Source organism: Acidaminococcus hominis (assembly GCF_022484025.1).
GTDB classification, from domain to species: domain Bacteria; phylum Bacillota; class Negativicutes; order Acidaminococcales; family Acidaminococcaceae; genus Acidaminococcus; species Acidaminococcus hominis.
Genome location: NZ_JAKVMG010000001.1, coordinates 1,462,025 through 1,483,870, shown reverse-complemented (window position 1 = coordinate 1,483,870; position 21,846 = coordinate 1,462,025). Strand labels below are relative to the sequence as shown.

The window sequence follows — 21,846 nt, the reverse complement described above, 5'->3', positions numbered from 1 at the left end:
TGTTTTACATAAATATTTTACCGGGAACCTAAAAAGTTTTTCTAATATAATGAATTATCCCTTTAACGTACCGAAAAAGGCGAAAACGGCGTCTTTCCTTACAAAAAGTTGCTTATTTATGCCTTTTGTGCTATGCTATATGAGCGGTTTTTTAAGTAATTACAGATAGTCTGTTTAGCGAGATACATGGATTGTGGCTGACAGCAATGTGAGGAGGATTTTTTTAATGAGCGTTTCCGTAGAAAGAAATGGTAATGAAGCAACGTTAAAAATCAATTTACCGGTAGAAGATGTAGCAAAAGCCTTTGACAAAGCAGTTGCCAAGATCAACAAGCAAGTAACGATCCCTGGCTTCCGTAAAGGCAAAGCTCCCCGCCGTGTGCTGGAACTGCACGTAGGCAAGGATGCCATCAAGGAAGAAGCTTTCGAAATCGTCGCCAATGAACAATATAGAAAAGTATTGGAAGACAACAAGCTGGTTCCTGTGTCCGACCCTGAAATCAAAGATTCCAAATTTGAAGAAGGCGAACCTCTGGACCTGACCCTGGCCATCACCCTGCGTCCGGAACCGGAACTGGGCCAATATAAGGACCTGGATGTTCAAAAGGAAGAAAAAGAAATCACCGAAGCTGACGTGGATAAAGCCGTTGAAGAACTGCAAAACCGCGCTGCCAAAATGGTAGAAGCTCCGGAAGGCAAGAAACTGGAAAAAGGCGACCTGGCTACCATCGACTTCGCTGGCACCATTGACGGCGAACCGTTTGCCGGCGGCGAAGGCAAAGGCTATCCTCTGGAAGTAGGCAGCAACAGCTTCATTCCTGGTTTCGAAGATCAGCTGGTAGGCCTGGGCAAAGGCGATTCCACTGATGTAAACGTTACTTTCCCGGAAGACTACTTCTCCAAAGAACTGGCTGGCAAAGCTGCTGTGTTCAAAGTCAACGTCCAAGACGTAAAGGTGAAGGAAGTTCCCGAAGTTAACGACGAACTGATTGCCAAGAATTCCGACAGCAAGACCGTTGCCGAATTCCGTGAAAAGACCCTGGACCGCATGAAGAAGGCAGAAGCTGACCGTGCCCAGTCCGAATACGAACGGAAACTCATCGAAAAGGCTGTTGAAAACGCCAAATTCGAAGTTCCTGAAGTAATGGTAGAACAACGTGCTAACCAGATGATTGACGAACTGGCCATGAACCTGGAAAGCCACAAAATGAGCCTGCCCATGTACCTGTCCTATCTGGGCAAGGATGTAAAGACCTATCGGGACGAACAAAAACCTGTAGCTCTGGCCAACATCAAAACCGACCTGGTTCTGGATGCCATTGCTCTGGCTGAAGGCCTGAAGATCTCCGATGCAGAAGTACAAAACGAACTGGCTCAGCTGGCTGCTGCCCATGGCGCAACGGTTAAACAAGTTGAGAAAATCGTGAAAGAAAATGGTTCCCTGGCTCTGTTGGTTGCCAACATTGTACGCCGCAAGGCTGCTCGGCTGGTTATCGACAGCGCAAAGAACGCTCCCAAGAAAGAAGAAGCTGCTGCTGAAAAAACGGCTGCTGCTGAAGAAAAATAAAACCGCAGGAGGTGGACGGCATGCCTTATGTACCTATTGTGGTAGAACAGACCAGTCAAGGCGAACGGAGCTATGATATCTATTCCCGTCTGTTAAAGGACCGGATTATTTTCGTCACCGGCGAAATTGAAGATCACATGGCCAACCTGATTATTGCCCAGCTGCTGTTCCTTGAATCCGAAGATCCGGATAAGGATGTCCATCTCTATATCAACAGCCCTGGCGGCAGTGTAAGCGCCGGACTGGCGATTTATGATACCATGCAGTACATTCGCCCGGATGTGTCCACCATTTGTGTGGGTATGGCCGCATCCATGGCGTCTGTTTTGCTGGCTGCCGGAACCAAAGGAAAACGGTTCGCGCTGCCCCATTCCCGGGTGATGATTCATCAGCCGCTGGGCGGGGCCCAAGGACAGGCAACGGATATTGCCATCCATGCGCGGGAAATCCTGCGGGTTCGGGAAGAGATGAACAACATTTTGGCACTCCATACGGGAAAGACCCCTGCACAGATCCAAGAGGACACGGAACGGGATCATTTCATGACCAGTATGGAAGCCAAGGAATACGGGTTGGTAGACCAGGTGGTCGAAAATGCGCATTCCATCAGTAAGGGGTAAGACCCATCTTGCCCTGGCTGTTAGGAGGGGTGTCAGATGGCATTTGATGATAAGATGAATCCCCAGGGGCCGGAGTATACCTGTTCGTTCTGCGGCAAAAAGCAGAGCCAGGTGAAAAAGCTCATTGCGGGTCATAACGTGTTTATTTGTGACGAATGCATTGCTTTGTGCAATGAAATGCTGGAGAAGGACCTGAGCAAACCGGTAGCAGAAACGCTGACGGATTTGCCCAAACCCAAGGAAATCAAGGAAATCCTGGACGAATACGTAATTGGACAGGAAGATGCCAAGAGAACCTTGTCCGTAGCGGTGTACAACCACTACAAGCGGATCAATTATGAGCGCGCCCACCATTCGGATGTGGAACTGCAAAAGTCCAACATCTTGATGCTGGGGCCCACGGGCAGCGGCAAGACGCTGCTGGCTCAGACTTTGGCCAAAATCCTGCGGGTTCCCTTTGCCATTGCCGACGCTACGTCTTTGACGGAAGCCGGCTATGTAGGGGAGGACGTGGAGAACATTCTGCTGCGCCTGATCCAGAATGCTGATTATGATATCCCTGCTGCAGAACGGGGTATCATTTATATCGATGAAATCGACAAAATTTCCCGGAAATCGGAAAATCCCTCCATTACCCGGGATGTATCCGGTGAAGGTGTACAGCAGGCCCTGCTGAAAATCCTGGAAGGGACCGTGGCCAATGTGCCTCCCCAGGGCGGCCGTAAGCATCCTCATCAGGAACTGATTCAAATCGATACCACCAATATCCTGTTTATCTGCGGCGGGGCCTTTGCGGGCCTGGAGAACGTCATCAACGCCCGTACCGGCAAAAAGAGTATGGGTTTTGGTGCGGATATCGCCACTGCCCAGCAGAAGAAGGATGAAAATGTTTTCCGGAAAGTGCTGCCGGAGGACTTTGTGAAGTACGGCTTGATTCCCGAGTTCGTAGGCCGGCTGCCGGTGGTAGTGACCTTGGACAAGTTGGATGAAAGCGCTTTGGTGCGGATTCTTACCGAACCGAAGAATGCGCTGACCAAGCAGTACGAAAGCTTCCTGGCCATGGACCATGTGGACCTGGAATTCGAGGACAGTGCCTTGAAAGCCATCGCCCATGAAGCCCTGGAACGGAATGCAGGCGCCAGAGGGCTGCGGGCCATTATCGAAAACATCATGAAGAATGTGATGTACGAAGTGCCCAGCCGGGACGATGTGGAAAAATGCATCGTTACCAAAGAAGTGGTCACCGACAAAAAGGAACCCACCCTGGTGCTGAAGGAAAAGAAAAACGACACAAGAAAGAATGCCTAGAGAAAAGGAAAAGGGATATCCCTTTTCCCTTTTTCTCTATACGTAAGGACGGTGAAAACCATGTTGGATGCAACAAGTTTAAGATTACCTTTACTGCCATTGCGGGGGATTATCGTATTCCCTGGAATGATCATCAACCTGGACGTGGGGCGTGAACGCTCCATTAAATCTGTAGAAACCGCCATGAACACCACCAAGCAGATCCTGCTGGTTACCCAGCGCTCTGCTGAAGATGCCGATCCGACGGCCAAGTCCCTGTATACCTTTGGTGTGATTGCGGAAGTGAAGCAGATGCTGAAGCTGCCCAATGGAGCCATGCGTATCCTGGTGGAAGGCCTGGAACGGGTAGAAGTGATTTCCGTAGTAGATGCCGTAGGCATGAATCTGGAAGCCTACGTGGAAAAGCGCCCGGATATTATTGACAACTCCGCTGAAGTGGAAGCCCTGCGCCGGATGATGGAGCAGACCTTCGAACAGTGGGTGGTTGCCACCAAGAAAGTCAATTCCGAAGTGCTGCTGACCTTTAAGGACCAGGAAGACCCGGGCCGGATTGCCGACCTGATTGCCGGGTACCTGACCATTGAAATAGATGAAAAGGAAAAAATCCTGGAAGCCGTGGATGTAAAGACCCGGCTGAAGCTGCTGTACACCGATCTGTGCAAAGAGCTGGAAATCGTGAACCTGGAAAAGGATATTTCTGCCCAGGTCCGGAAACAGATCGAACAAAACCAAAGAGAATATTACCTTCGGGAACAGCTCAAGGCCATCAACAAGGAATTGGATGAAGGCTCCGATAAAGAGTCCGAAGTAGATGAATATAAAGCGAAAATGAGCAAGCTGAAGCTTCCCAAGGACGTGAAGCAGAAGCTGGAAAAGGAACTGGACCGGCTGTACAAGATGCCGCCTATGATGGCTGAAAGTGCCGTCATCCGCAACTATCTGGATACGGTGCTGTCCCTGCCCTGGGGCAAGACTACCCGGGAAAACTATGACCTGAAAAAGGCTGCGGAAGTCCTGGATAAGGACCACTATGGTTTGAAGAAGGTAAAGGAACGTATCCTGGATTACCTGGCAGTACGGGCCATTACCAAAACCAACAAGGGACCTATCATTTGTCTGGTAGGACCTCCCGGCGTAGGCAAGACCAGCTTGGCCGAATCCATTGCCCGGGCTGTACACCGGAAATTCACCCGGATTTCCCTGGGCGGTATTCGGGATGAAGCCGAAATCCGCGGCCATCGCCGCACCTATATTGGCGCCATGCCCGGCCGTCTCATCAACGGCATGATTGACTGCGGCGCCGACAACCCGGTATTCCTGCTGGATGAAGTGGACAAACTGGGGGCTGACTTCCGGGGTGACCCGGCTTCCGCCCTGCTGGAAGTGCTGGATCCGGAACAGAACAGCCATTTCAGCGACCACTACATCGAGTTCCCCTATGATATGTCCAACGTATTCTGGATTGTAACCGCCAATACGGTGGAAACCATTCCGGCGCCTCTGCTGGACCGGTTGGAAGTCATCGAACTCAGCAGCTATACCGACGATGAAAAATTGAAGATTGCCCAGCTGCACCTGCTGCCCAAAGAACGGAAGGCCAACGGCCTGACCGGCAAGAACCTGACCCTGAGTGCTGCCACCATCCAGCACATTATCCGGGATTACACCCGGGAGGCCGGCGTCCGGAATCTGGAGCGGAAAATCGCTACGGTATGCCGGAAGGCAGACCGGAAGATTGTGGAAGAGAAAGTGGAGAAGGTTTCCGTAACCCCGTCCAACCTGAAAGACTTCCTGGGACCCATTATTTTCCTGGAAAGCGATATGCGGGCCAGATCCGAAGTGGGCGTCTGCACCGGCCTTGCCTGGACCAGCGTAGGCGGCGAACTGCTGAAGATAGAAGTGGTGGTCTGCGAGGGCAAGGGCAAACTGGTGCTCACCGGTCAATTGGGAGATGTGATGAAGGAATCTGCCCAGGCAGCCTTCACCTATATCCGTTCCCGGGCCAAAGAACTGGGTCTGGAGCCGGACTTCAATGAAAAGGTGGACATCCACATCCACGTACCTGAAGGTGCCATTCCCAAGGATGGTCCTTCCGCCGGTATTACCATGGCTACGGCTATGGAATCGGCACTGACGAAACGGAAAGTAAAGGCCGACCTGGCCATGACAGGTGAAATCACCATTACAGGACATGTTCTGCCCATCGGCGGACTGAAAGAAAAAGTGCTGGCTGCCCATCGGTATCGGGTGAAGACGGTGCTGATTCCCAAACAGAACGTACAGGATCTGGAAGAAATTCCGGAAAATGTCCGGGCTGATATGGAATTCATTCCTGTAGAGCATATGGATCAGGTGACCAAACTGGCTTTGGAGGAATAACATGACAACAACCCAGTGGGATATCATCGGAGCGGACTATGTAGCTTCCGCCGTCAAAGCCACCCAGTATCCCCAGGATACCATTGATGAGGTGGCATTTATCGGGCGGAGCAATGTGGGCAAATCCTCATTGCTGAACTCCTTGGCCCGGCGTAAGGGCCTGGCCCGGGTCAGCAGTTCTCCCGGCAAAACCCAAACCATCAACTTCTACTCCTTCCAGGCCAAGCGCCAGGTGGAGGAAGAGGTGCAGCGCCACACCCTGTACGCGGTGGACCTGCCCGGCTACGGGTTTGCCCGGACGTCTAAGGGAAACAAAAACGAATGGTCTGCCTTCATCTGCAAGTACATGGAAAACTCCCAGTTCCTGAAACTGGTTTGTGTACTCATGGACATTCGCCATGCTCCCATGGAAAGCGATATTGACTGCTACCAATGGCTGCTGAATCTGGGGCTGCCCCTGATGGTCATCCTGACCAAGGCGGACAAGCTGTCCAAGAACGCAGTGGCCAGCCAGAAAGCCCTGTACCAGAAAACCTTTGGCCTCAGGGACGACCAGATTATCACCTACAGCTCATCTTCCCATGTAACCCGGAAGGATTTGATCAACCGGATTATGGATCAGCTGGTAGAAAACTAAAAGAGAAGGATTGGAACGGCTTAGCCGGGCCAATCCTTTTCTTTTTGGGGAAACCGGAACAAACCCCAGGACTATGGTATAATGAGGCAGCAGCCGTCCTGGAAGATTGGCTTCCAGGACACTGTCGTTATAAGGAGGCTATACCATGAATCCAAAATTGACGGCCAAAGGAACGGCCATAGAAGAATTGATAAAGACCCTGCACGGGGCAGAAGTAAACGGTGCCAACGCCTATTATGTGCTGGCGGCCCAGGCTAAAAGCTATGGCCTGGAGGACCTGGCAGAGGCTATGCTGGCCAACGCCGCTGAAGATGCCTTCCACGGAGGCAAATACGGGGCGTTGCTGAACCCGGGCGCAGAAGGAGAAGCTGCCCTGTGGAAACGGGCCGTAGGCTTTTACCAGGCAGAAGCCGGGGCCCGGACAAAGCTGCTGGAACTGGCCCAGCAGGTACGGGACGCGGGCCTGCCGGAAATTGCTGACGAAATTGCCGCCACCATCCCGGAAGAAGACGAACACGCCCGGCGGCTGGCCAAGGTATTTGAAGCCCACGGCATCAGCTATAAATAAGCGTTACAGTGGTACGAAAATGACTTGCAGAACCTACGGGGTTTGCAGGTCATTTTTGCTTTGGGGCAACGGCAGGTGGAGGTATGCGCTGGGCGTATACCGGGGTTCGGGATTGGCATTGTACAGCGGGGCCGCAGCCTTCTACAATAAAGGGGAACAAAGTGTTTGGGCAGCGGCTGCAGTTTGGGGCGCTGCTTTTCTGGGAAAGGAGAAACAACATGGAATATGTTAAGTTAAACGATGGAAATCAAATCCCCGCAGTGGGTTTTGGGGTGTTCCTGATCCCCAATGATGGCTCCACCTATAAGGCGGTTTTGGAAGCCCTGAAGGCAGGCTATAGCCATATTGATACGGCAGCGGCCTACTTCAACGAAGCTGAAGTGGGGAAGGCAGTGAAGGACAGCGGCATTCCCCGGGAGGAAATTTTTATCACCAGCAAATTGTGGCTGCAGGACTACGGGTTTGCGGCTGCTACCAAGGGTTTGGATACTTCCTTGCAGAACCTGGACACGGACTATGTGGACCTGTACCTGCTGCACCAGCCTTATGGGGACGTACCTGGAGCCTGGAAAGCCCTGGAAGCGGCCCAAAAGGCCGGCAAGGTAAAGTCCATTGGGGTCAGCAACATGACGCCTAAAATCTGGAATTCCTTTGTGCCCCAATTTGACTCCCTGCCGGCGGTGAACCAGGTGGAGTGCAATCCCTTCTTCCAGCAGAAGGAACTGCGGGCGCTTTTGGCCCCTCAAAATGTAAAAATTGAAGCTTATAAGCCCCTGGGTCATGGGGACACAACTCTGCTGCAGCAGCCGCTGCTCAAGGCCCTGGCCAAGAAGTATGGCAAGAATGTGGGACAGGTAATCCTGCGCTTTGAGGTGCAGGACGGACTGATTGTCCTGCCCAAATCCACCAACCCGGGGCGGATTGCCGGGAACCTGGCTATTTTTGATTTTGCCCTGACGGCAGAAGAAATGGAACAGATCCGTGCCCTGGATACGGGCAAGGGCAGCCATGACCCGGAAACGCCGGGGATGGGAGAACTGCTGCTGAAAAACTACCGGGTCCACGACTAAGAAAATAAATTACTTTTTGTACACTGCAAGTTTCCTCTGGGACTTGCAGTGTATTTTTTATGCTGTCAGGAATTTCTAAAAGCAAAAGTTTCCGTTAGGTTTTTTGGCATAAGCAAATACTTTTACATATTCTCCTGAATCGGCAGAGAACCTTTGTTATTTTATAGAAATCATCTAACTGCATCAACAATTTTTGTAGGGCTGATTCCTTTTTGGCATAGGTTTACAACTAATATTCATAAGAAGATGCTTATGAATGTGTTTTGTTAAGGAAAGCGTGTTATAATGAATGGTACAGAATAAGAAATAATGATTTTTATTCAAATATGAGTTTCTATAAGGAGGCAGGGGGGCGCTGGTGCCTCCCTTTGCTTTCGGCAGAGTGCTTTAAACGAACTGCTTCAAATGCTTTTCAAGCGGGCCAGGCTGCTGACCAGTCCTTGCAAAAGGGCCTGACAGGAGTCCGGGCTTTGACCAGCGTTTAAGGCAATTGTGGAAACAGCCACTGGGGTTCTGTATGGGGCGGTGCTTTTTGTACGGGGGTATGGAAAGCCTGCAGCAGAACCTATGGCTATGGAAAAGGGGAAAAAGGCGATTTTTATGAAACAGGTATTTACGAACGGGCGGAAACAGGAATTGGCAAAACTGGTGGTACTGGGGATTTTGGCTGGGGGACTGGCCATTCCTGGTAGGGCCTTGGCTGCGGATCTAACGGTCACAACGGACCAGACCGGTCCTGTGTATGCGGCCACCGGCGATGGCGTAGAATTGAATAACCTGACAATTGGCTCAGTGTCGGTCACTCCAGGCCCCACCATTACCGGCTCGGCCTACGGCGGTATGGGTACCTCCGGCGGCAGCTACTCGGACACCAATACGGTTACCTTAAATAATGGTACCGTCACGGAAAACCTGTACGGCACGTACGATACGGATGCGGCTACGATAAGTACGACCACCATCAACGCCGGTACGGTGCAGGGAAACGTCTATGGCAGCTATAGCCAAAACGGTACGGCGGATTACAACCACGTGTATGTAGGCACTGATACAGCGAATACGGGCACCATTTCCATCGGCGGCGATGTCTACGGCGGCTATTTGGAAACCTACAATGCCGGCAGCAACAGTGTAGAAATTGACCGGGGCACCGTAACCGGCTCTGTCTACGGCGGTTCTGGCATTGGCGGCGCCGGCAGTACGGTTACCCTGGGTGCCGCCAGCAGCACCACAGGTCCTACCATCAGCGGCCGTGTCTATGGCGCCAATACTCCGGGTGGTACGACCTTCCAAAACGTAGTAACCATTAACAGCGGCACCGTGGCAGGCACTGTGTATGGCGGGGCAGGCCAAACAGCCACCTACAATGAAGTACACGTAAACGGCGGCAGCCTCCAAAACGGCCTCTATGGTGGCTACAGTACTGCCGGGGACCAAGTAAACCATAACATTATCACCCTCAGCGGCGGTACCATCTCGGGCACAATCTACGGCGGCTACGCCGGCGCCGGCAGCTCCAGCGATAACACCATCAACCTCTACAGCACCAATCTTACCAATGCCAGTTTGTACGGTGGTAATGGGAGCGCTCCTACTAACAACACCCTGAACGTCTATACGGTAGGCAATACCGTGAAAAACCTCGCTGCTTTTCAAAACCTGAACTTCTACGTTCCGGAAGCAGCCGCAACGAATACAGCCGCCATGCTCACCGTCACCGGTACAGCCGACGTAACGGGCAGCACCATCAGCGCCGGGGTACAAAATATCGACAGCTTTACCAAGGACCAGGTGATTACCCTTCTCACAGACGCTAACGGCATTACCGGCCTTGACGGGGTACAATTTGGCACCCTCACCGATGCGGGCTTTGCTGAGACTGGCTTTTACCTGACCAAAGCCAGTGATGGCAACTCGGTCCTTCTCACCATCGGCACCAAACCTGCTGACTCTGGCTCCGAGGACACCCCCGACACCACCGGCAACAACGTGGAAATCACCTCTGCCGGCAGCACCACCACCTACGGGGATTATAAGACGTCCTACCTGGCAGCCAAGGATTCCAACATTGTCACCGTGAAAAGCGGGAACCTGACAGGGGACATCTACGGTTCCTATATTGCCGGGGGCGACGCCTTCAGCAATGAGGTCCGGGTCCTTAGCGGCACTGTCACAGGTTCCGTCATTGGCGCCCACAGCACCGGCGGTGCGGATAACGTGGTTACTCTTGGAGCCGAAGGCTCCGCAGACGGTCCCACCGTTACCCAGGACGTGTCCGGTACGGATATTGCGGATACCAGCGGCAGCACCACCACCAACTATGTCAATCTGTACGGCGGTACGGTGGCTGGCAATGTGTACGGCGCCCGGGGCTTTACGGCCACCCACAACTACGTCAGTATCTATGGCGGCACTGTGGACAACATCTATGGCAGCTACGGCACAGAAGGCGGCTCCCACGACTATAACTCCGTTTCCATTTACGGCGGCAAGGTGACCGGCAGTGTCTATGGCAGCTATGACGAAGCTGGCTCCGTCTCCGGCAATATGATCAACCTGTACGGCGGCGACCTGACTGGGGCCAGCCTCTATGGCGGCGTGGGCAGCAGTGTCAGCGGCAACAGCCTGAACGTTTACACCGTAGGCAATACGGTGGCCAATATTTCCGGCTTCCAGAATCTGAATTTCTATGTGCCCAGTACGGCGGTGGACGGGGATACCATGCTTACTGTTACAGGGAACGCAGATATTACTGACAGTACCATCAGCGTCGGCGTAACCAACCTGGCGGCCTACAGCGGCAAGACCCTTACTCTCCTCACAGACGAGAACGGTCTTACCGGGCTGGCTACGGCCACTACGGGCATTCTTACCGATTCCGGCTTTGCCGCAGAGGGAATGACCATTACCAAGTCTTCCGACGGCAGATCCGTGATTTTGACCATTGCCGGCAGCAGTCAAAACACAGATACCAAGGACATCAATGGCGAGAATCTCAATAATGATGTATATGGCGCCTACAGCACTGGTTCCACCAACCTCTCCGGTCATCTAGTGAAGACTACCGCCAGTACCATCAGCGGCAATGTCTATGGTGCCTACTCGGAAAAAGGGGATGTGGACCATAACGGTATCGACGACTACTCCGGCACCATCAGCGGCAAGGTCTACGGCGCCTATACCAACGGCGGCAAGGCCGTAAACAACGCCGTAAGCGTGGCCTCCGGTACGGTGAATGACGATATCATTGGCGCCTACGGGGTCAAGGGCCAGGGCAACAGCGTTACCGTGGGGGCGGCCGGAACCGTGGGTCCCACCCTGAATGGCAACGTCTACGGGGCCGACAGTACGGGAACCATTTATGACAATACGGTCAACGTGAACAGCGGCACCATCGCCGGCGCAGTCTACGGGGCTAGGGGCCTGGGAACCACGTACAATACCGTCAATATGAACGGCGGCACGGTGCAAACCGGCATCTACGGCGGCTACAGCGCCACCAACGGCTCCGTGGACCACAACACCATTAACCTCAAGGGAGGCACCGTCAGCGGGGATATTTACGCCGGCTATTCCGAGCAGGGGGCGGCCAGCGACAACACCATTAACCTGTACGGCGGCAGCCTGACAGGGGCCAGCCTTTACGGCGGCGTGGGCAGCAGCACCACCGGGGGCAATACCCTGAATGTCTACAGCCTGAAAAACACCGTAGAAAATCTGGGGGACTTCCAGAACATCAACTTCTACGTGCCGGCTGCCACCCGCACCGGCAGCACTATGCTGGCGGTAACGGGGAAGGCTGATGTAACGGATACGGTAATCAGCGCCGGGGTGTCCGATCTCAGCGCCTATACGGGAAAGACCGTCATCAACCTGCTCCAGGACGAAAACGGCATTACGGGCCTGGATACCACTTCCTTTGGCACAGTTACCGATGCAGGCTTTGCCACCACGGGCTTTACCCTGTCCAAGTCCAAGGACAGCAAAACCGTGCTTCTCACCATCGGCAGCAGCAATGCCACCCTGCCCGATGCCAAGGATGATGACAATCCGGATAACACCAACACCAACACCAATACAAACTCCAATACGAACACGAATACCAATACGAATACGAACACCAATGCCAATACCAACACCAGCACTGACTCCAGCAGTGAGGACAAGCTCCTGGCCCTCCACCTGAATCCGGATACCAAAATCCTGGTGGAGGCCCGGGAAGCAGCCCTGGGTATGCTGAACAATGCCGGGGACTTTATGGTGAATCAGGGGATTTTGGCTGCCCAGGACCAGAGCCGGGACATTCAGAAGCAGTACCAGCTGTTTGCGGTGCTGGGAGCCAATGACCTCCGGTATGAAACCGGTTCCTATGTGAAGAACCACGGCATGAATGCAGAGCTGGGCTTTGCCCGGCAGCTGCCCAGCGGGAAACATACGGCCTTACTTATGCCCTTTGTGGAATATGGCCATGGCAATTACACCAGCCACCTGGACGACGGCGCCCGGGGAGACGGGAAAAATACGTATTACGGGGCCGGCCTATTGGTACGCCAGGATAATGCCAATGGGATGTACACCGAGGGGAGCCTGCGGGTGGGCCATACCCAGGGGGACTACAGCGGCGCCATTGCGGGCTATAATGCCAGCTACGACCTGGACGGCACCTATACGGCGGCCCATATTGGCACTGGCCGGGAGTTCCAGCTGACGGACAAGGATAGCCTGGACGTATACGCCCGGTTCTTCTACACCCATATGAACAGTGCGGAAACCCACCTGCACAGCAGCCTGGGCAGTGCACCCTACGAATTTGACAGCGTAAACTCCTACCGCAGCCGGATTGGCACTCGCTGGACCCGGAACTACCGGGAAAACCAGAGCCTGTACGCAGGCCTGGCCTGGGACTATGAGTTCGGCAGCGGCGCCCGGGCTTCCTACCATGACCTGACTACCTTGAGCCCCGAGGTGAAAGGCGGCAGCGGTATGGTGGAACTGGGCTGGAGCAGCAAGGCCAGCCAGACCAATCCCTGGAGCGCCGATGTACGGCTGACCCAGTGGATGGGCAAGCAGAAAGGTACCCAGTTCAGTGTGGGCGCCCAGTACCACTTCTAATTGGATAAACAAAACCCCGGAACCAGAAACGGCTCTGGGGTTTGGGGCTTAACGGGAAAACCAAAATAAAACAATTTTTTTATACACTGCTGCAGTTGTATTTTGTGCTTGCAGTGTATTTTTTATGCCAGAAATAGTTCATAAAATTACTTTTTTCCCTGGAATCGCTGGTTTATAACGAAATTCTTTGGAGGTTTACCAGGGTAAGTGGACAATTTTTTACACTTCTCTTTGGATGCGTGCAGGAGTATAGAAATTCTGTAGTGCTTATGCACTATGGGCATAGGCCAATGCCTAAGATTCATAAGAATATACTTATACGCAATTTGTAGTAAGCAAACTATGATATAATAAACGATATAAAATAAATAATAATTATTATTATACAAATATTAACTTTTATAAAAAGGAGGGCGTGTATTGTCTTCGTTTTGTCCTTGCAAGAAAAGGCAAACGAAGCTGCGCAGTCGCAATCAAACTCAGCCTGGCTGCTATCAGACCGGGTACAAGCAGTACAGAATACTTTCAAATCCAACTAAGATGATGCAAAATCCCCTAAAAAGGTTTTGGCCGTCATTTTATGGCTTTGACGCACATTTGTTGAAATAGCTGCTGGAATTCTGAATGGGGTGGTGCTTTTTGTGCAGGGTACAGGAAGCCTGCAGCAGAAGTCCAGGGCTCTGAAGTAAAGGGGAAAATGAAAAATCTATTATGAAACAGCTTGCAGTGAATGGGAGAAAACAAGAACTGACAAAAGTATTGCTGCTGGGGATTTTGGCTGGGGGACTGGCCATTCCTGGTAGGGCCTTGGCTGCGGACCTAACGGTCACAGCGGACCAGACCGGTCCTGTGTATGCGGCCACTGGCGACGGGGTGGAAAGCAATAACCTGACCATTGGGTCGGTCACTCTAGCCACCACTATTACCGGCTCTGCCTACGGTGGTATGGGTACCTCCGGCGGCAGCTACTCGGACTCCAATACGGTTACCTTAAATAATGGTACCGTCACGGAAAACCTGTACGGCACCTATGACCCGGATATAGCGACCTACAGCACGGTAACCATCCATGACGGCACCGTACAGGGAAACGTCTATGGCGGCTATGCCCAAAGCGGTACCGCAAATAATAACCACGTCTATGTAGGCACGGATGCAAGCAATACCGGCGATATTTCCATTGGCGGCTCTGTTTACGGCGGCTATTCGGAACAAGGGGATGTCGGCAGCAACAGTGTAGAAATTGACCGGGGTACGGTAAAAGGGAATGTGTACGGCAGCTATGGAGCTGGCGGCTCCGGCAGTTCGGTTACCCTGGGCACCGAGGGCAGCACTATCGGTCCGTCTATTGGCGGCTCTCTTTATGGGTCCTATGGCACGTCCGGGTGGGCCTATGCCAATGGCCTTACCATTAACAGCGGCGAGGTGAAAGGTACCGTCTATGGCAGCTGGGGGAGCTTGGCTACGCAAAATACGCTGACCGTAAATGGCGGCACCATCGATCAGGGGATCTACGGCGGCTACAGCAGCGGCATCGCTGAAAATAATACTATCACCATCAAAGGTGGTACCATCACCGGTGATATTTACGGCGGTTACTCCACAGAGGGCGAGACCAACAGCAACACAATCAACCTCTACGGCGGCACACTCACTGACGCCAGCCTCTATGGCGGTGTCGGCGCCACCGGCAGAGGAAACAACACCTTGAACGTCTATACCTTGGGCAACAGTGTGGTGAATCTGGGCGCCTTCCAGAATCTCAATTTCTATGTTCCTGCCACGGCTGCCACGACGGCCAATGCTACCATGCTGACTGTTACGGGGAAGGCCGATGTGACCGGCAGCACCATCAGTGCTGGCGTGGAAAATATCGATGCTTTTACGACGAATCAGGTCATTACCCTTCTGACGGACAGTAACGGTATTATTGGGCTTGATGGCGTCACCTTTGGCACCCTGACAGATGCAGGCTTTGCCCAGACCGGGTTTTATCTGTCTAAGACGACAGACAACCATGCGGTTACCCTGACCATCGGCACGAAAACGGACGACAGCGGCTCTGGCTCCGGTGATTCCGGCTCCGGCAGTGGTTCCGATTCGGGAAATTCCGGCTCCAGTGATTCCGGCGACGTGACACCGGTGGCAGGCGATGCCGTAGAAATTACCACAGGCGGCACCACTGCGTCCTACGGAGATTATCAGACCAGCTACCTGACCAGTGCCGCCGATAACGTGGTTACCGTCAAGAGCGGCACCTATACCAGCTCCATCTATGGCAGCTATGGCGGCGACGGTGGTACCAGCAACAAGGTCAGTATCGGCGCAGTCGGTACAGACGGCCCGTCCATCACAGGCGATGTTCTGGGTGACAGCGGTACGGGGACGACCTATTTTAACGAAGTTACCGTAAACAGCGGCACCATTAATGGCACGGTCTACGGCGCCAAGAGCAATACGGCGACCTACAATACCATTACCGTAAACGGCGGTACCATCACAGGCGGCATCTACGGCGCCTACAGCACCAGTGATGCCAACGGTGCCATCAATAGCAACACGCTGAACCTCCTGGGCGGCAAAGTCTCCGGCGCTATTTACGGCGGCTATTCCGAAAACGGCTCCCTGGGCGACAATAACATCAACCTGAAAGGTACCGACGTATCGGGCGCCAGCCTTTACGGCGCGGCCGGAACGGGCTCGGGCATGGACACCAATACCCTGAACGTCTATACCTTGGGCAACAGTGTGGTGAACCTGGGCGGCTTCCAGAATATCAATTTCTATATTCCCGATACGGCCAAAAGCACAGAAAACGCTACGATGCTCACCGTCACGGATACCGCAGACATCACGAATACAGCCATTAAGGCGGGCATAGAAGACCTGACAGGCTATGCGGACGGCACGGTGATCACGCTCCTGACGGATGCCAATGGGCTTACGGGCCTTACCAGTGCCATGGTAGGCACCATTACGGATGCGGGTTTTGCCCAGGCAGGTTTCTATCTCACCAAGTCCCGGGATGGCAAAGCCATCGTCCTCACCATTGGCGAGAAACCGACGGATTACGTTACCATCGTCACGAATGGCAATACGGCGTCGTATCCGGATTACCAGACGGACTATCTTTCCAGCCAGCAGCAAAACAGCGTCACCCTTACAGGCGGCACCTTTGCCGGGGACATCTATGGCGCCAAGGCCACCAGCGGCGACACAGGCGACAATAAGGTTACCATCACGGCCGGTACGGTGCAGGCCTCGGTCTACGGCGCCTCCGGCGGTACAGGCGGCGGCAGCAATATCGTCACTCTGGGCACCAGCGGCACGGACGGGCCAACCATTACAGGAAATGTTTACGCCTATGACGGCACCGGGGTGTCCAGCTTTGACGCAGTGAGCGTAGCCAGCGGCTCTGTAGGCGGCACGATCTACGGTGCCAAGACCGATACGGCAACGTACAATACGGTTACGGTCAGCGGCGGCTCTGTAGGCAATATCTACGGCGCCTATAGCAGTAATAGCAATGGCGGCGTTGTGGATAATAACACGGTCACCCTCTCGGGCGGCACCGTCACCGGCGACGTCTATGGCGCCTACGGGGTAAGCGCTTCCGTAGGTTCCAATACGGTAAACCTCCAGGGCAGCACTGTCAAGGGGAGCGTCTACGCCGGCAGCTCCGAAAGCGGCTCAGCCAGCGGCAACACGATCAACCTGTACAGCACGGACGTGTCCGGTGCCAGCCTCTACGGGGGCGGCGGCACGGGCTCTGAATTTACCAATAACACCCTGAACGTCTATACCCTGGGCAACAGTGTGGCGAATATCGGCAATTTCCAGAATATCAATTTCTATATCCCCGATACGGCCAAGACCACGGCCGATGCCACCATGCTTACCGTCACAGGTACAGCGGATATCACGAACACGGCCATTAAAGCGGGCATTGCAGACCTGACAGGTTACACAGAAGGCACGGTCATCACGCTCCTGACGGACGATAATGGCCTGACGGGCCTGAAATCTGCTGCCGTAGGCACTCTCACGGACAGCGGCTTTGCCCAGACGGGCTATTATCTCACCAAGAGTAAGGACGGGAACTCCATCATCCTGACCATTGGCACAAAGCCCACCGATTATGTGTCTATCGTGACCAATGGCCTGACCTCGGCCTATCCGGACTACGACACGGAGTATCTCGCCAATACGAAGGGCAACACGGTTACGATTACGGGCAGTACTTTTGCAACGAATCTCTACGGCGCTTACGCCAGTGGGGTCGAGACCTCAGATAATACGGTCGCTGTCTCTGCGGGCACGGTGGACGCGTCCGTCTACGGCGCCTTTGGCGGCAGCAGCGGTACGAATAATACGGTCACCCTCGGTGCAGCAGGTACGGACGGACCGACCATTACAGGGGATCTCTACGCCTATGACGGTACGGGCATTACCAGCGGCAACACGGTCACTGTTTCTAGCGGCTCTGTGGGCGGCGCAGTCTACGGCGGCCAGGCCGCAACGGTCACTCAGAGCACCATCGCTGTAAACGGCGGCTCTATTACCAACGGCATCTACGGCGGTTACAGCACCAGCGGCGGCTCTGTCGACGAAAACGTCATCAACCTGAACGCCGGTACCGTAAGCGGGAACATCTATGGTGGCTACTCGGAAAATGGCTCTGTGGGCAGCAACGTGATCAACCTGTACAGCACGGACGTGTCCGGTGCCAGCCTCTACGGCGGCTATGGCGGTTCCGTTGATAATAATACCCTGAACGTCTACACCGTAGGCAATACGGTCCAAAATCTGGGCGGCTTCCAGAACCTGAATTTCTACGTGCCAGCTACGGCCGTAAAGGGCGACACCATGCTCACCATCACAGGTTCGGCCGACGTAACGGACGCTGCCATCCAGGCCGGTATTTCAGACCTGACGCAGCTCACAGACGGCGACGTCATTACGCTTCTGACGGACGCACAGGGCATTACAGGCCTAAAGAGTGCGGCCCTGGGCACCTTGACGGACGCGGGCTTTGCGACGACCAGTTTCTACCTTTCCAAGGACGCTGGCGGCACAGCCGTGTACCTCACCCTCGGCACGGACCCCAATGGGCCTTTGCCCGGCGATGACGTGACGATTACCACCCACGGCCTTACTGCCTCTTATGGGGATTTTAAAAAGAGCTACCTCTACGATACTGGGGAAAACCAAGTCACTGTTACGGGAGGCAGCCTGGGAGACGTGTACGGCGCCTATAGCGACAGCGAGGCTGTAAACAATAACACGGTTACGATTGCAGCAGGGACCCTGAACGGCTCCGTCACAGGCGCTTACGGGAGGAGAGCCTCCGGCAATCTGGTTACCCTTGGCGCGGACGGCACAGCCGGTCCTGCAATCACCGGTGAGGTCCTGGGCGCCAGCGTCAGTAGGACTGCCTATAATAACGCAGTCACGGTAAACAGCGGGACTATTGCCGGAACGGTCTACGGCGCTAAGGGCAGTGCGGCTACGTTCAATACGGTGACTGTAAACGGCGGTACCCTGACAAAGGGTATTTACGGCGGTTATAGTGACAGTGACGATTACGGCACCATCAATAACAATACGCTGAACCTCCTGGGCGGTACGGTCTCCGGCGTCATCTATGGCGGCTACACCGAAAACGGTTCCGTGGAGGGCAACGTCATCAACCTGTACAGTGCGGATGTGTCTGGCGCCAGCCTTTACGGCGGCTCCGGCAGTTCCGTTTCCAACAATACCTTAAACGTCTACACCGTAGGGAATACCGTCCAAAACCTGGGCAGTTTCCAGAATATCAATTTCTACGTTCCGGCAGCCACCGCAGCGGGCAGTACCATGCTCACCGTGACGGGCACGGCGGACGTGACGGATTCCGTCATCAGCGCCGCTGTGGCCAATATCAACGACTACACAGGCACGACGCTCATCAACCTCCTCACAGCGGATACGCTCAAAGGCCTCGACAGCGTCACCTTTGGCAACCTGGTGGATGCGGGTTTTGCCACCAGCGGCTTTACCCTCATGAGGGGCGCTGACGGCAAGTCGGTTCTGCTCACCATTGGTACAGCAGCCAATGTGGAAATCACTTCCCAAACTGACTCCAAAACCCAGAAGTACGATACCTTCCAAACGGATTACCTAGGCGACACCAGCGGCAACACGGTTAGTGTCACCGGCGGCGACATAGAAACGACGGTTTACGGCGGCTACAACGACAGCACCAATGGCCTGAGCGTCGTAGAAGCCGTATCCCACAACAGCGTCACCGTCAGCGGCGGCACCGTAGGCGGCGTCAGCGGCGGCTATACCACCAGCGGCAGCATTACCGGCAACCAGGTGGCCCTGACCACGGGAACCACCTCAGACGGCACGATTACCACCAGCACCGTCACGGGCAATGTTTACGGCGCCCAAACCGAAAGCGGCAACGTGGGCACCACCAGCGGGGGCAACAGCGTCACCCTGGCCGCAGGGACTGTCAGCGGCAGTGTCTACGGCGCAGCTACGGCCAGCGGCACAGCCACTGGCAACAGCGTCACCCTCAAGGCGGCCACCGATACCACAGGAAATACCACCACCGCAACGGTCTCGGGCAGCGTTTACGGCGGCCAGAGCACCAGCGGCGACGTGGGCACGGCGGACGGCGGCAACAGCGTTACCGTCGAGGCCGGTACGGTCAGCGGCAGCGTCTATGGCGGGGCCACCACCGACGGCTCGGCCATTGGCAACCACGTCGTCATCAACGGCGGTACTCTGGGCACAACCACAACTGGCACGACCACCCTGCACGGCCTGCGCCTCCTGGCTCTGGCGCAAACTGGGACAACCAGCACGACGAGTCTCTACGGCGGCTATACGACCCAGGGCCTGGCCAGCGAAAACACGGTCACCGTCAACCAGGGGACTGTCGCCGGCAGTGTCTACGGCGGTTATACGGACAGCGGCGACGCCACGCAAAATGTCGTCACCCTGAAGGGCGGCACGGTCAGCGGTACGGTTTATGGCGGCTATACGAATAACGGGACAGCCAGCGGCAACACGGTCAACGTCTACGGCGGCGATCTCACGGCGGCCAGCCTGAACGGCGGCTACGGCGTCACCGCTGCGGCGGCAGAAACGGGTGTTTCCCTTCTGGCTGTAACGGCTGCGGAAGCGGCCACTGCCGAAAGCCTGAGCAGCAGCGACAATACCCTGAACGTCTATACCACGGGCAATACCGTCGCCGGCCTCAGCAATTTCCAAAACCTCAATTTCTACATTCCTGCTGATGCGGCAGCCAATGCCACCCTGCTCACCGTTACAGGCACCGCAGATATTACCGGTGCCTCCGTGAAGGCGGGGATTGCCGATGCCACTACCCTGCCTGAAGGGGCGGAGATTACCCTGCTCACCGACAGCAACGGCATTACCGGGGTGGACACGGCTGCGTACGGCCTCCTGACCGATGCGGGCTTTGCCCAAAGAAATCTGTCCCTGGAATATACCGCGGACAGCATTACGGCCATCCTGGGCGGCCAGCGCATTAACGGCAGCACCGATAATGGCAATTCCAGCCAACCGGCGGGCCCCCATTTGAACGCCCAGACCAAGAGCCTGGTGGAAACCCAGGAAGCAGCCCTGGGTATGCTGAACAATGCCGGGGACTTTATGGTGAACCAAAGCCTGCTGGCCGGCCAGAACCAGGACGGCAGCGGGGAGTACCAGCTGTTTGCGGCAATGGGCGCCAGCAGCCTGCGGTACGAAACCGGTTCCTATGTGAAAAACCATGGCATGAACGCCGAGCTGGGTTTTGCCCGGCAGCTAAAGAGCGGGCAGCATACCGCCCTTATCATGCCCTTTGTGGAATATGGCAATGGCAATTATACCAGCCACCTGGACGACGGTACCCGGGGAGATGGACAGAATACGTACTACGGGGCCGGCCTCCTGGCACGCCAGGAGAACGCCAACGGCCTGTACACCGAAGGCAGCTTCCGGGTGGGGCACACCCAGGGGGACTACAGCGGCGTTATTGCAGGCTACCGGGCCAGCTATGACCTGGATCATACGTATACGGCGGCCCATATGGGCACCGGCCGGGAGTTCCAGCTGACGGACAAGGATAGCCTGGACGTATACGCCCGGTTCTTCTACACCCATATGAACAGTGCGGAAACCCACCTGCACAGCAGCCTGGGCAGTGCACCCTACGAATTCGACAGCGTGAACTCCTACCGCAGCCGGATTGGCACCCGCTGGACCCGGAATTATGGAAGCAGCCAGAGCCTGTATGCCGGCCTGGCCTGGGACTACGAGTTCGGCAGCAGTGCCCGGGCAGCCTACCACGATATGCATACCCTGAGCCCCGATGTGAAGGGCAGCAGCGGTATGGTGGAACTGGGCTGGATCAGCAAGGCCAGCAAGGAAAATCCCTGGAGCGCCGATGTACGCGTTACCCAATGGATCGGCAAGCAGAAAGGCACCCAGTTCAGTGTGGGCGCCCAGTACCACTTCTAAAAGGAATAACAAAAAAGAACCCCAGAACCAAAACGGCTCTGGGGTCTTTTTGTGGGCGGTGGGGCCAA

At 54.8% G+C, this 21,846-nt stretch carries 9 protein-coding genes; all 9 read left to right on the top strand.

The genetic code is table 11. From position 1 onward, the window contains the following. Nucleotides 1-226 precede the first annotated feature (226 nt). On the top strand, nucleotides 227-1,567 hold the full coding sequence (tig, locus tag LKE88_RS06510) for a trigger factor (RefSeq protein ID WP_105326182.1): 1,341 nt from the start codon (nucleotides 227-229) through the stop codon (nucleotides 1,565-1,567). 20 nt (nucleotides 1,568-1,587) lie between these two features. Further along, nucleotides 1,588-2,187 carry an ATP-dependent Clp endopeptidase proteolytic subunit ClpP gene (clpP, locus tag LKE88_RS06505; protein WP_105326181.1) on the top strand — a complete coding sequence of 200 codons (600 nt, stop codon included), beginning with the start codon at nucleotides 1,588-1,590 and terminating at the stop codon, nucleotides 2,185-2,187. Nucleotides 2,188-2,223: 36 nt separating this feature from the next. Next, complete coding sequence (clpX, locus tag LKE88_RS06500; RefSeq protein ID WP_105326180.1) at nucleotides 2,224-3,495, top strand: ATP-dependent Clp protease ATP-binding subunit ClpX; 1,272 nt, start codon at nucleotides 2,224-2,226, stop codon at nucleotides 3,493-3,495. Between the two features lie 60 nt (nucleotides 3,496-3,555). Continuing rightward, nucleotides 3,556-5,874 carry an endopeptidase La gene (gene lon, locus LKE88_RS06495; protein WP_105326520.1) on the top strand — a complete coding sequence of 773 codons (2,319 nt, stop codon included), beginning with the start codon at nucleotides 3,556-3,558 and terminating at the stop codon, nucleotides 5,872-5,874. Nucleotide 5,875: 1 nt separating this feature from the next. Then, nucleotides 5,876-6,511, top strand: a complete 636-nt coding sequence (gene yihA, locus LKE88_RS06490; RefSeq protein WP_105326179.1) for a ribosome biogenesis GTP-binding protein YihA/YsxC — start codon at nucleotides 5,876-5,878, stop codon at nucleotides 6,509-6,511. Between the two features lie 145 nt (nucleotides 6,512-6,656). Further along, entirely contained in the window at nucleotides 6,657-7,079 is a 423-nt protein-coding gene (locus tag LKE88_RS06485; RefSeq protein ID WP_105326178.1) for a ferritin family protein, read from the top strand. A 218-nt stretch (nucleotides 7,080-7,297) separates the two neighbouring features. After that, nucleotides 7,298-8,149, top strand: coding sequence for an aldo/keto reductase (locus LKE88_RS06480; RefSeq protein WP_105326177.1), 852 nt, complete (start codon nucleotides 7,298-7,300; stop codon nucleotides 8,147-8,149). A gap of 567 nt (nucleotides 8,150-8,716) precedes the next feature. Beyond that, a complete protein-coding gene (locus tag LKE88_RS06475; RefSeq protein ID WP_231085964.1) occupies nucleotides 8,717-13,261 on the top strand; it encodes an autotransporter outer membrane beta-barrel domain-containing protein in 4,545 nt (1,514 codons plus the stop codon). 711 nt (nucleotides 13,262-13,972) lie between these two features. After that, on the top strand, nucleotides 13,973-21,778 hold the full coding sequence (locus LKE88_RS06470) for a hypothetical protein (RefSeq protein ID WP_276803080.1): 7,806 nt from the start codon (nucleotides 13,973-13,975) through the stop codon (nucleotides 21,776-21,778). Nucleotides 21,779-21,846: the final 68 nt, after the last annotated feature.

What these genes read in the sequence shown, in the direction of transcription:
- tig (WP_105326182.1), top strand. Translation starts at nt 227, where the DNA reads ATGAGCGTTTCCGTAGAAAGAAATGGTAATGAAGCAACGTTAAAAATC.
- clpP (WP_105326181.1), top strand. Translation starts at nt 1,588, where the DNA reads ATGCCTTATGTACCTATTGTGGTAGAACAGACCAGTCAAGGCGAACGG.
- clpX (WP_105326180.1), top strand. Translation starts at nt 2,224, where the DNA reads ATGGCATTTGATGATAAGATGAATCCCCAGGGGCCGGAGTATACCTGT.
- lon (WP_105326520.1), top strand. Translation starts at nt 3,556, where the DNA reads ATGTTGGATGCAACAAGTTTAAGATTACCTTTACTGCCATTGCGGGGG.
- yihA (WP_105326179.1), top strand. Translation starts at nt 5,876, where the DNA reads ATGACAACAACCCAGTGGGATATCATCGGAGCGGACTATGTAGCTTCC.
- LKE88_RS06485 (WP_105326178.1), top strand. Translation starts at nt 6,657, where the DNA reads ATGAATCCAAAATTGACGGCCAAAGGAACGGCCATAGAAGAATTGATA.
- LKE88_RS06480 (WP_105326177.1), top strand. Translation starts at nt 7,298, where the DNA reads ATGGAATATGTTAAGTTAAACGATGGAAATCAAATCCCCGCAGTGGGT.
- LKE88_RS06475 (WP_231085964.1), top strand. Translation starts at nt 8,717, where the DNA reads ATGGCTATGGAAAAGGGGAAAAAGGCGATTTTTATGAAACAGGTATTT.
- LKE88_RS06470 (WP_276803080.1), top strand. Translation starts at nt 13,973, where the DNA reads ATGAAACAGCTTGCAGTGAATGGGAGAAAACAAGAACTGACAAAAGTA.